The organism is Caballeronia sp. EK (genome assembly GCF_014384845.1).
In the GTDB taxonomy this organism is placed as follows: domain Bacteria; phylum Pseudomonadota; class Gammaproteobacteria; order Burkholderiales; family Burkholderiaceae; genus Caballeronia; species Caballeronia jiangsuensis.
Genome location: NZ_JACSUE010000006.1, coordinates 71695 through 84009, shown reverse-complemented (window position 1 = coordinate 84009; position 12315 = coordinate 71695). Strand labels below are relative to the sequence as shown.

The window sequence follows — 12315 nt, the reverse complement described above, 5'->3', positions numbered from 1 at the left end:
CCGTTCCGATGTCACCATGAAGCACCTTCGTTTTCTTTGCGCCGCGGCGACGCTCATCGCTGCTTCACTCACGCTTTCCGGCTGCGGCCTTTTCGGCTGCAGCGGCTTCGCTACCAATGGCGGCGGTTTCGGCGGCTGCAGCGTCGGCACCCGCTTCTGATTCGCCGCCCCTCCACATGCGGGGCTCGCATCGTCTATCTCCTGAATAATCGCGGTCTCCCCGCGCGAGCCGGGTTTGCCTGCTTGCCCTTCGCGACGACACTACGTTCATTGGGCAACCGTCGGCGATATCCGAAGCCGGCATCGATTGGAGGTAGCATGAACGCTCACGCAAGTCTGGTTCTTCTCGCTCTCGTGTCGCCGGCGTGCGCGCTGGCATTCCGGGCGTGGGTCGCCAGCATCGACATACGCGTGCCGCGCCTCGCGTATTGCGCCGCGCTTCGAGGCGTGTCGAATCCGCGTCGTCATCTGCTTTCGTTTCGCGCGTCGCCGTAGTCCGCGACGGCGCCGAACGCCCATCCTGCTGCCGCGGGATCGCTCGAATCATGGGGATAAGAGAGCGAGGAGACCACCTGCCGGCGGCAAGACAAAAAGCGCATCCGCGACGCGGCGCGAAAACGCCGCACATCAGTCGCAAGCCGCGGAAAGCGCGAGCTCGATAACTAGAAAACGGGCGACACGCCGGGTCGCCCGTCCAGCCGGCATCACGGCTTCGCCATCATTCCTTCACTGTCGTGTACGACATGTCCAGCGACGCGGCACGCGCATGTTTCTGCGAATGTGCGTTACGCATCGGCTTCAGCACGAAGAGCGCGAGCAGCGCCGATAGCGCCGCCATGCCCGCCGCGAGCATGAACACCGCGTGCCAGCTTCCGGTCATCGACGTGATGACGCTCGAGAACGGGACGAGCAACGCCGCCGTGCCCTTCGCCGTGTAGAGCAGACCCGCATTGGTCGCCGCGAATTTCGGGCCGAAGGTATCGCCGCACGTCGCCGGGAACAGGCTGTAGATTTCGCCCCACGCGAAGAACACGATGCCGGTCAGCACGACGAACGCCACCGGATCGTGCCCGTACTTCGACAGCGCGACGATGCCCACCGCTTCGATCGCGAACGCCATGAACATCGTGTTTTCCCGCCCGATCCGATCCGACACCCAGCCGAAGAACGGCCGCGTCAGGCCGTTGAGCACGCGGTCGATGGTGAGCGCGAAGGTCAGCGCGGGCAGTGTCAGACCGAGTATCGACACGGGCGAATCGTGCAGCCCGAAGTCCTTCGCGATCGGCCCGAGCTGCGCCGTCGCCATCAGGCCGCCTGCGGCCATCATCACGAACATCAGGTACATGACCCAGAAGATCGGCGATGCCAGCACCTGTTTCGGGCTCGCGTTGTAGACGGCCGCCTTGACCGCGCTCTTCACCGAAGCGATCATCTGCGCGGGCGGCGCATAGAGCGCCATGCCGAGCAGGAACACGATGAGCCCCTGCCCGAGACCGAACCAGAGGAACGTCGCTTCATAGCCGCTCGACTTGATCATGTGCGCGATCGGCACGACAGTCGCAGCCGAGCCCATCCCGAAGCCCGCCGCCGTGATGCCCGCGGCCAGTCCGCGCCGCGCCGGGAACCACTTGAGCGCGTTGCCGACGCACGTGCCGTACACCGCGCCCGCGCCGACCCCGCCGACCGCCGCGGCGAAATACAGAAGCGGCAGCGACGACGCCACTGAGTTGATCGCCCACGCGATCGCGCACAGGAGGCCGCCGCCGACCACGACGGGACGCGGCCCGTACTTGTCGACGAGATAGCCTTCCACCGGCACGAGCCATGTCTCCGTCACGACGAAAATCGTGAACGCCACCTGAATGGCCGCGCGGCCCCAGTGGTATTTCTCGTCGATCGGATTGACGAAGAGCGTCCAGCCATACTGCATGTTCGCGATCATCGCCATGCAAATCACGCCGAAAACCAACTGCACCCACGGCGACGCCAGGCGCGACGCCTTTTCATCGCGGCCCATCTGGTTCATTCCCATGCCTGTCTCCTTGGCAAATTGCCTTGTGTACTTGGACGTCGAACGACGCCTCCCGCGACGCGGTGCATGCTGCGTCGCATATACACAGTATGTGATATATCAAGTAAGTCAAGCGAAAGAAATGACGGGGTTTTCACTTAGGAAATCGGACTTCGTAAGCGCATGAAAGCTGCAGTGAATGCGGATTGAACAGACGAAAAAAAGCCCGGCAGAGACAGGCCTGCCGGGCGATGAGCGTGGCGAGACATGGCAATCCGCAGCACGCACCCTCTTTATAAATGAAAGTTAAACGTAATGTAAAGGGGTATTTTTGTATGGTTCGAGTTTTATGCGTTCGACAGTCTTAGAACACGTTCACGGGCACGTTCACCATCAGGCGATACACATCGCTGGTGCCGTCCGGATAGTAGGCACTGTTGCTGTGATGGTGCATGTAGTAGAACTTGACCGACGTGTTCTTGAACTTGCCGTCCGGGATCGTGTAGCTCGGAATCACGCCGATTTCGTAGTGCGTACCGTGGATCGGCTGACCGTTGACGAGATAGTTCGCCGCCTGCGCCGAGCCGCCGTTGGCCATTGCGCTGCCATCGGCATCCCAGCCATACGCACCCCACATCGTGAACTTGAGACCCGGTACGCCGTACTCCTTCATGTTGAGCGAGTACGACAGGCTCAACGATTTTTCGTGCGGCTGGTTGTAGTCCACATCGAGCGAGTTCGACAGATAATCGCCCGCCGACTGGCCCATGTAGTCGAAGGTCTGATCGCTCACGATCTGCTGGAACGCGACCTGCACCGTATGCGCGCCGTGCGTGCCGGCAAGCGCCAGAGAATATGCGTTGTTGTTGATCGAGCCTTGCCGCTTGTCGCCGATCGCGCCCGTGTAGTAGTAGTTCAACGAGCCCGTCCAGCGGACACTTTTCGGATCGCCGATGCTCTGCGTCGCCGTCAGGTAGTACTGCTGCCACACGTTGTTCGCGACGCTGCCGTAGAGCGAGACCGACGTGTCGTCGCCGTGCGTCCAGTCGCCGCCGAAGTACGTGAACTGCGAGACATGCGTGCCGCCGTATTCCGTCGTGAGACCGGTAACAGTCGTCATGCCGCGCGCGAGCACGCCGTCTACCGTGCCTGCCTTCAGCGTGAGGTTCTTGATCTCGTCGCTTGCAAGCGAGAAGCCGCGATAGGTCGGCGGCAACGCGCGGTTGTCGTGCGGCACGAGGAACGGATTGTCGAACAGTTGCTGACCATATTTGAGCACGGTGTTCGACACGCGCGCCTTCACATCCCACACGCCCGGATAGGCCCATGCCAACTGATTCGATCCGCCGCCGTCCGTGCCGACGTGAACGCGATTGCCCGCCCCCACGCCGCCGTTCAGCTTGAACGCGCCGAAGAGCGAGACGTCGCCGCCCAGTCCGATCAGCCCTTTCGTATAGCCCGATTCGAACACCGCCTGCGCGCCCAGAACCCACGCGTCCTTCTTGCCCGCGCCCTTGAATTCGTCATGTTCGGTAAAGGAGCGCATCAGCACGTTGAAGTGCGAATCCTCGATGAAGCCTTTCGATTTCGCCTGGCTGCTCACCGGCGCATCCGCCCCGGTGTTGGGCGGCGAATCCGGCGGCGCTTCGGTGTGACGCGAAGGCGGCTCAGTATCGGTTTCATCGGCATGCGCGGCAACCGCAGCGGCCATGAAACCGCTGAACAACAAAATCGATAGCGCGATTGAGTGTTTTTGTTTTTTCACGAAAAAAGTCTCCACTTATATTGATTCAACTGCTAACGGCTTGATCGAAACTAAGGATTGCAAAACGCCTCGCCCGACGACGCAAAAAAGCGTCGAGGCGTATAGGCGGATGAGCAAACGAAGCAAGGGATGAGCGGCGCATGGCCGCCCCGGTTATCGGACGTTATTTATTGCGGGTGTCTTCCTCGGATATCGTTGGTTTTCTAATTGGCGCGAGTCGCCGTTCAAGCAAACAGGCACGCCGCCGATGAGTCGGCACCGAGCGCGCGCAAGGCAGGCACTTCCTGCGAGCAACGCGCCTGCGCCATCGGACAGCGTGTATGGAACACGCAGCCCGAAGGCGGATCGATCGGGCTCGGAATATCGCCGGACAGAATCTGCACGGTCTTGGCGCGCTCGACCGCCGGATCGGGCACCGGTACCGCCGACAACAGCGCGCGCGTGTACGGATGGCGCGGCGTGTCGTAGAGCGCGTGCTTCTCCGCGAGTTCCATCACGCGGCCGAGGTACATCACCATCACGCGATCGGAGATGTGGCGCACCACGGCGAGATCGTGCGCGATGAAGATCAGCGCGAGCTTCATCTCTCTTTGCAGCGACTTGAGCAGATTCACGATCTGCGCCTGAATCGACACATCGAGCGCCGACACCGGTTCATCGCAGATGACGAGCTTCGGCTCGACGATCAGCGCGCGCGCAATGCCGATACGCTGACACTGCCCGCCCGAGAACTCGTGCGGATAGCGGTTGATCATCTGCTCGCGCAGGCCGACCTTCGCCATCATCGCGCGCACGCGTACGTCGATTTCCCGCTTGTCCATGCCGGGCCGATGCTCGACGAGCGGCTCCGCGATGATCTGTCCGACCGTCATGCGCGGATCGAGCGACGCGAGCGGATCCTGAAAGATCATCTGCACGTCGCCGCGCACGCGATGCCATTCGCGTGCCGATGCGCCCGAGAGCGTCGCGCCCATCCATACGATGTCGCCGGCCGTCGCGGGAATGAGGTTCAGGATCGCGCGCGACAAGGTGGACTTGCCGCAGCCCGATTCGCCGACGACGCCGAGCGTCTCGCCCGCCTTCAGTTCGAAGCTCACGCCGTCGACGGCCTTCAGCGTGTGGCGCGGCGCCCACGGCAAGCGGTTCTTCGACTTCACCTGAAAATGCACGCGCATGTCGCGCACGGAGAGAATCGTCGCGTCAGACATGGCTCGCTTCCTTCGTGATCTGATGAACCGGGCGATGACAGGCCCGAAGCCAGCCAGTTTCGACGGCCTTCAGCGCGGGCGCATCGACGGCGCATTCGTCGCTGGCATCGGCGCAGCGCTCGTGGAATGGACAGCCCGCCGGCGGATGCGCCATGTTCGGCGGATTGCCCGGAATGCCGGTCAGCTCGCCGCCAGCGTGATCGAGACGCGGCAGCGCGCGCAGCAGGCCGATGGTGTACGGATGCGAAGGCTTCGCGAACAGCGTGGCGGCATCGCACTGCTCCATCACGCGGCCGCCGTACATCACCATCACCTTTTCGCACAGCCCGGCGACGACGCCGAGATCGTGCGTGATCAACACGATCGACGTGCCGAAGTCGTGTTGCAGGTTACGCAGCAGTTGCAGGATTTGCGCCTGCACGGTGACGTCGAGCGCGGTGGTCGGCTCGTCGGCGAACAGCACTTCGGGCTCGCACAGCAAGGCCATCGCGATCATCACGCGCTGGCGCATGCCGCCCGACAGCTCGTGCGGATACTGCCCGATGCGATGCGCCGCCTCCGGAATGCGCACGGCTTCGAGCATCGAGATCGCGCGCTTCTTCGCTTCGCGGCGCGTGACGTTCTTGTGCAGTTCCAGCACTTCCGTCATCTGCCGCTCGATCGTGAGATACGGATTGAGCGAGCTCATCGGGTCCTGGAAGATCATCGAAAGGCGATTGCCGCGGATGCGATTCATCGCGCGATCCGGCATGCCGATGAGATTCTCGCCGCGATACATCGCACGTCCGCGCGCGCGCCCGTTCGATGCGAGCAGGCCCAGCATCGCGAGCACGCTCTGGCTCTTGCCCGAGCCCGATTCGCCGACGATGCCGAGCGTCTCGCCCTCTTCCAGCGTGAAGTTCACGCCGTTCACGGCGCGCACGTTGGCGTCGTGCGTGCTGAATTCGACCTGCAGATCATTGACTTCGAGTAGCGGCATGGCTCACCTGTCCTTCGGATCGAGCGCGTCGCGCAGCCCGTCGCCGACAAAGTTGATGCAGTAAAGCGTGATCGACAACAACGCCGCCGGGAACAGCAGAATCCACGGCGACGACTCCATCACGCCGACGCCGTCCTGGATCAGCACGCCCCAGCTCGTCATCGGTTCCTGCACGCCGAGTCCGAGGAACGACAGCACCGATTCCGTGAGGATGACGGCGGGCACGGTGACGGTCGTATAGATTGCAACGATGCCGAGCAGATTCGGCACCACATGCCGCGCGATGATGCGCCGCGTCGGCACGCCGATCGCGCGCGCCGCCTCGACATACTCCTTCGAGCGGATCGAGAGCGTCTGGCCGCGCACGACGCGCGCCATGTCCATCCACGAAAAGATCGTGATGGTGATGACGACGAGATAGAACTCGCGGCCGAGCAGCGTCACCATCAGGATCGCGATGAGCAGATACGGAATGGCGTACATCATGTCGACGATGCGCATCATCGCGTTGTCGATGCGTCCGCCGACGAAGCCCGCGATCGCGCCCCACACGATGCCGAGCGTGACCGACGTGAGCGTGGCGAGCGCGCCGATCATGAGCGAGACGCGGCCGCCGATCAGGCAGCGCACGAGCAGATCGCGGCCGGTGTCGTCGGTGCCGAAGAGATGCCAGTTCGCGAGCGTGGGCGCGACGCTCGTCGCGTTCCAGTCGGTGGAATCGAACTCGTTCGGCAGGAGCCACGGCCCGACGATGCACGCGAGCGTGATCAGAACGAGCAGGATCAGGCTCACGACGGCGGCCTTGTTGCGCAGGAAACGCGCGCGCGCGTCCTGCCACGGGCTGCGGCCCGCGACCGCCTTTTCGAGCATCGGTGCAAGAGAAGCAGATTTCATCGCGCGCCCTTCAATAACGGATCTTCGGGTCGAGCCACGCATACGCGAGATCGACCAGCAGGTTGAGCAGCACCGCCACCACCGTGACCAGCACGACGAGGCCGAGCACGAGCGTGTAATCGCGATTGGCCGCGCCGTTCACGATCAGCTTGCCGATGCCCGGCAGCGAGAACACCGATTCCGTGACGACCGCCGCCGTGATCGACGAAATGGCGAGCGGCCCGATCACCGATACGACCGGAATCAGCGTCGGCTTCAACGCATGACGCAGGACGACGGTGCGCATCGGCAATCCTTTGGCGCGGGCGGTGCGGATGTAGTTCGTGTTCAGCACTTCGATCAGGCTCGCACGCGTCACGCGGCCGACCGTCGCGACATTGATCATCGCGAGCAGCGCGATGGGCAGCGCCATGTAGCGCAACTGGAAGTCGTTCCAGCCGCCCGCGGGCAGCCACTTCAGCAGGATCGCGAACACGAGGATCAACACCGGCCCGAGCACGAACGACGGGAACGCATTGCCCGCGTTGCTGACGAGCATGAGCGCGTAATCCGCGATGCTGTTGCGACGCAGCGCCGCCACGACGCCGAGCGCGACGCCGATCACGATGGCGAGCAGCATCGACACGCCCCCGATCGTGAGCGACACCGGCAGCGCCCGCAGCACGAGATCGTTCACGCTCCAGTCGGCATAGCGGAACGATGCGCCGAGATCGCCGTGCAGAAGACCGTCGAGATAGAACAGATACTGCTTCCACAAGGGCTCGCCGAGGTGGTACTTCGCCTGCAGGTTCGCGAGCACTTCGGCGGATACCTTGCGCTCGCCGTCGAACGGGCCGCCCGGCGTCGCATGCAAGAGCAGATAGCAGACCGTCACGACGATCAGGAGCGTCGGCAGCGTGAGCAGCACGCGCCGCAATGTGTAGGACCACATGAGCGATTTCTCCTGTGCGTCAGTGCTTGACGATGTAGAGATCCTTGCTGCCGTAATGATCCATCGGATTCTTCAGCGAATAGCCGCCGACATAGCTCTTCACGAGACGCGGCAAGCCGTATTGCAGCAGCGGCAGCATCGGGTAGTCGTCCATCACGATCTTTGCCGCCTGCGTCTGCAACTGCGTGCGCTTCGCGAGATCCGTGGTTGCGGCCGCTTCCTTGATGAGCGCGTCGGCCTTCGGGCTGCAACTGAAGTTGTCGTTCTGCTCCGACTTGCACTGCACGAGCGTGAGGAAGGTCGTTGCGTCGTTGTAGTCGGCCACCCAGCCATTGCGCGCGATCTGATAGTCGCCGCCATGGCGCTTCTTCAGCAGCACCTTGAATTCCATCGACTCGATGTCCATCGTGAGGCCGAGCTTCGTCTTCCATTCCGACGCGACGAAGATCGCCATCTTCTTGTTGTAGTCGCTCGTGTTCATCGCGAAACTCAGCTTCGTGCCCGGCTTCACGCCCGCCTGTTCCAGCAATTTCTTCGCTTCCTCGACGCGCTTCGCCATCGGCCACGTCGACCATTCGTAGTTCGATACTTCCGCGCCGCTCACGCCCTTCGGCAGCAGGCCGTACAGCGGCGTCTGGCCGTCGGCGGTCACGCGCTGCGCGAGCAGATCGCGGTCGATGACCATCGAGAGCGCCTTGCGCACGCGCACGTCCTTCAGCAGCGGATCGCGATTATTGAAGCTGTAATAGCGCGTGCCGAGAATCAGCGAGTTGCGGATGTCCTTCGGGAATTGCTGGCTGTACTTCGCGTACGTGCCGGTCGGCAACTGATACGTCATGTCGTTCTCGCCGGACTGGAACAGCTTGACGTCCGTGTTCTCGTCTTCGACCGGCAGATAGGTGACCTGCGTCAGTTGAACGTTCGTCTTGTCCCAGTAGTTCGAATTCTTCGTCAGCACGAGCTTGCTGTTGACCTGCCAGTCCTTGAGTTGAAAGGCGCCGTTGCTGACGAGATTGCCCGGCTTCGTCCAGTCCTTGCCGAACTTCTCGACCGTGGCGCGATGAACCGGCCCGAGATTCGGATTCGACATCAGTTCGGGCAGGAACGGCACGAGACCGTCCGTCTTGACTTCGATGGTGTTCGCATCGACGGCGCGCACGCCGAGCGCGCTCGCCGGCTTCTTGCCCGCGACGATATCCGCGCCGTTCAGCAAAAACGGACCGAACACGTTCGCATACGACGACGCCGTTTTCGGATCGACGAAGCGCTGGCAGCCGTAGACGAAATCGTTTGCGGTGACGGGATCGCCATTGGACCAGCGGGCGTTCTTGCGCAGATGGAAGATCCAGGTCGTCGAGTCCTTCTGTTCCCATTTTTCCGCGACGCCCGGCACCACCTTTCCGTCCGAATCCGTGGCGGTCAGGCTTTCGAACAGGTCACGCGAGACGTTGGCCGCGACCACGGTTTCGACCAGCGCCGGATCGAGCGTCTCGACCTCGGAACCGTTGTTGCGCACGAGTTCCTGCTTCGCGGCGAGCGCGACGCCGGACGGCACGATAGCGGCCGTCGCGTTGAGTGCGGAGAGCGCGAGCAGCGCTGCGGCGGCGGCGAGCTTCGTGCGCTGGACCGATACGTGGGGAACGGAAAAGAACGTCATGGGGAATCCTCTTTTGTCTCGATTGTCGATCTTCGCTTTCGTTTTACTTGCACAGATTCGGAGTCCTACATGCATCGGTTTGTTTATCGCAAATGGAATAAACAAATCGATCTCGAACCCGGCAAATTTAACGAAAAGCTTTCTTGTTTCTGTCGCGTCGCTGCGGCGACTGCACGCACGCATCGCGCATCGGGCGAATGATTCTTACGCGGACGCTTTCATTCGCGCTTCAGGCTGGCGGCGAGTATTTCGCATCAATAAGACGGATGCCACTCACATGTGCTTATAGACACTAAATTTTTCGAATAGTCGTTCAATTTGTTGGATCGCCGCACTTTGCGACTTTCGGCGCACGAATAGGGCTAAGGCAGCAAGTGCTTGTTTCCTATAAGATTGCGTCGCCGTTAACAGCCGCTTCAATGCCGTCCGAAAGATGATCCGTTTTCGCCAGATCGAGGCTTTTCGCAGCCTCATCATGACCGGCACCAGTGTCGGCGCAGCAAAAAAACTCCACGTCACGCAACCCGCGATCAGCCGATTGATCGCCGATCTCGAAGCCGATCTCGGTTTCAGCCTGTTTTCGCGCGTCGGCGGCCGTCTGAATCCGACGACCGCCGGCCTGCGCTTCTACAAGTCCGTCGAAGAGAACTTTCTCGGGCTGGAGCGTCTGAAGCAGGTCGCCGCCATGATCCGCGAGGAAGCGTCCGATGGCCTCACGGTCGCGTGCATGCCCGTGCTCGCGACAACGCTTCTGCCGCCCGTGCTCGCCGATTTCACCGAGCGGCATCCCGGCGTGCCGATCAAGGTCGATTCGGTGAAGGTGCCCGAAGTGCTCGTGAACCTGCAGAACCATAAGGCCGATATCGCGCTGAGCCTCGCGTTTCCGGCGGTCGCGGGCATCGAGGTGGAGACGTTGTTGAAGGCCCGCGCTTCCTGCGCGATGCCTGCCACGCACAAGCTCGCAAAAAAGAAGATCGTGCGGCCGTCCGACTTGCGCGGCGAGCAGTTGATCGGCTGGCTGCCGAATTCACGGCAGCCCTACGACGCGGAACAATCGCTGATTTCATCCACCGAGGACCGCCCGCGCTATACGGTCTTCACCGACACGGCCCACACCCGCTATGCGATGGTCGCGGGCGGTCTCGGCATATCGATCGTGGAACCGTTCGCGGCGAAGGTCTGGCGCGCGCATGGCGTCGTCGTGCGGCCGTTCGAGACCGACATCGAGTACGAATACGTGCTGTCGTATCCGAGCAGCGGAATCCGCTCGGATCTCGTCGCGTCGTTCCGGGATTCGGTGAAGCGCATCGCCGAACATTATTCGTTCGATGCCCCGGAAGATGCGTTGGACGCCGTGCCTTTGAACGCGGACTGACGCGCCGCGCGCAGTTCAGCCGCCGAACAGTTTCCTCGCGCGTTCGCGCATCTGCTCGGCGGAGACATCCTCGATGTGGGTGGCAACCCACCACACATGCCCGAACGGATCGCGCAGCTTGCCGCCGCGGTCGCCGTAGAACTGGTCTTCGACCGGGCGCAGGATCGTCGCGCCTTCGTCGGCGGCGCGTTGCGCGACCGCGTCGACGTCCGTCACGTAGAGATGCAGCATCACGGGCGTGCCGCCGACCGAGAGCGGCCCCACGGTCCCGTAATCGGGAAACTCGTCGCAAAGATAGATGACGTTGCCGCCGATCGACAACTCCGCGTGACCGATGCGTCCGTCCGGCTGCTCGATCCTGAACGTTTCCGTCGCGCCGAACACTTTCGTATAGAAGTCGATGGCGCTGGCGCAGCCCGCCACCGCCATGTACGGAATCACGCCGCGATGGTCCTGCGGAATCGGTTCGACTTGCGAGGTCATGTCAGTCTCCTGAAATATCGCGGACGCCCTGCCCGCGTCCCCTTCGACACGTATGCTCCGCCGATGGTGCCCGGCCTTGATCCGGCCCCGCGTCTCGGGCATGCTGTCGGCCAATTCCGGCGGCTTCGCCGCGAACGCGCATTCGCGCTTCGCTTCATACTCTCGCTTGTCGCAGTCGCTTCAAATCCAATCAACACGGAGCACTCATGCACGATCTGAAAGGCAAATCGATCCTCATTACCGGCGCGAGCACCGGCATCGGCGGAGCGGCGGCGCGGGCTTTCGCGCAGTACGGCGCGAATGTCGCCGTGCACTACAACAGTTCGAAGGACAAGGCCGAGGAAGTCGCGAAGGACGTGCGCGCGCTCGGCGTCACGGCGATCACGGTCGGCGCGGACGTGCGCGATTCGAAGGCCATCGACGCCGCCGTCGCGCAGGTCGTCGATACCTTCGGCAAGATCGACGTGCTCATCAACAACGCGGGCAGCCTCGTGAAGCGCGAGCCGATCGCATCCGCGAGCGACGAGCTCTTCGACGAGATCATGCACATCAACGCGCGCTCGGTGGTCGCGTTCACGCGCGCGGCGCTGCCGTCGCTGCGCTCGGGCGGCGGCGGTTCGATCATCAACGTGACGTCGGTGGCGGCGCGCAATGGCGGCGGCCCCGGCGCGCTGCTCTACGCGGCATCGAAGGGCTTCGTCAGCACGATCACGAAGGGCATGGCGAAGGAACTGATGGCGGATCGCATCCGCGTGAACGCGGTGGCGCCCGGCGTGATTCAGACGCCGTTCCAGGAACGCTTCACGACGCCCGAGCAACTCGAATCGTTCCGCAAGTCGATCCCGATGGGCTTCATCGGCGAGCCCGACGATTGCAGCGGCGCGTTCCTCTATCTCGCGTCCGAGGCGATGTCGCGCTACGTGACGGGGCAGATCATCGACGTGAACGGCGGGCAGCTGATGCCCTGATCGTTGCATCGCGGCGCTCGTGGTATATAAAGCGTCTAGTCTTT

General features: G+C 62.6%; 11 protein-coding genes. 3 read left to right on the top strand and 8 right to left on the bottom strand.

Going from position 1 to position 12315, the window contains the following annotated elements; genetic code table 11:
- The first annotated feature begins 318 nt into the window (after positions 1-318).
- The gene (locus IAG25_RS18845; protein WP_187606209.1) at positions 319-495 is read left to right on the top strand and encodes a hypothetical protein; all 177 of its coding nucleotides are present in this window, start codon (positions 319-321) and stop codon (positions 493-495) included.
- A gap of 223 nt (positions 496-718) precedes the next feature.
- Here the strand turns inward: IAG25_RS18845 and oxlT are convergent, their stop codons facing one another.
- From oxlT to IAG25_RS18810, 7 genes are all read right to left on the bottom strand, one after another.
- On the bottom strand, positions 719-2032 hold the full coding sequence (gene oxlT / locus IAG25_RS18840; protein ID WP_187606208.1) for an oxalate/formate MFS antiporter: 1314 nt from the start codon (positions 2030-2032) through the stop codon (positions 719-721).
- A 343-nt stretch (positions 2033-2375) separates the two neighbouring features.
- Positions 2376-3722, bottom strand: coding sequence for an OprD family outer membrane porin (locus tag IAG25_RS18835; protein WP_222946575.1), 1347 nt, complete (start codon positions 3720-3722; stop codon positions 2376-2378).
- A 278-nt stretch (positions 3723-4000) separates the two neighbouring features.
- Positions 4001-4984, bottom strand: a complete 984-nt coding sequence (gene oppF, locus IAG25_RS18830) for a murein tripeptide/oligopeptide ABC transporter ATP binding protein OppF (protein ID WP_187606206.1) — start codon at positions 4982-4984, stop codon at positions 4001-4003.
- A complete protein-coding gene (locus tag IAG25_RS18825) occupies positions 4977-5963 on the bottom strand; it encodes an ABC transporter ATP-binding protein (RefSeq protein ID WP_187606205.1) in 987 nt (328 codons plus the stop codon). Before IAG25_RS18825 ends, oppF begins: the two co-directional genes overlap by 8 nt.
- A gap of 3 nt (positions 5964-5966) precedes the next feature.
- Complete coding sequence (locus tag IAG25_RS18820; protein WP_051626933.1) at positions 5967-6857, bottom strand: ABC transporter permease subunit; 891 nt, start codon at positions 6855-6857, stop codon at positions 5967-5969.
- 10 nt (positions 6858-6867) lie between these two features.
- A complete protein-coding gene (gene oppB, locus IAG25_RS18815) occupies positions 6868-7788 on the bottom strand; it encodes an oligopeptide ABC transporter permease OppB (RefSeq protein WP_187606204.1) in 921 nt (306 codons plus the stop codon).
- Positions 7789-7807: 19 nt separating this feature from the next.
- Positions 7808-9445: a peptide ABC transporter substrate-binding protein gene (locus tag IAG25_RS18810; RefSeq protein WP_187606203.1), complete on the bottom strand. Its 1638-nt coding sequence runs from the start codon at positions 9443-9445 to the stop codon at positions 7808-7810.
- Between the two features lie 475 nt (positions 9446-9920).
- Here IAG25_RS18810 and IAG25_RS18805 point away from each other — a divergent pair, with 475 nt between their 5' ends.
- Positions 9921-10820, top strand: coding sequence for a LysR substrate-binding domain-containing protein (locus IAG25_RS18805; RefSeq protein ID WP_238213811.1), 900 nt, complete (start codon positions 9921-9923; stop codon positions 10818-10820).
- Positions 10821-10835: 15 nt separating this feature from the next.
- Here the strand turns inward: IAG25_RS18805 and IAG25_RS18800 are convergent, their stop codons facing one another.
- Positions 10836-11303, bottom strand: a complete 468-nt coding sequence (locus IAG25_RS18800; RefSeq protein WP_187606201.1) for a VOC family protein — start codon at positions 11301-11303, stop codon at positions 10836-10838.
- 206 nt (positions 11304-11509) lie between these two features.
- On the opposite strand from IAG25_RS18800, the gene IAG25_RS18795 reads away from it, so the two are divergent.
- A complete protein-coding gene (locus tag IAG25_RS18795; protein ID WP_187606200.1) occupies positions 11510-12271 on the top strand; it encodes an SDR family NAD(P)-dependent oxidoreductase in 762 nt (253 codons plus the stop codon).
- Positions 12272-12315: the final 44 nt, after the last annotated feature.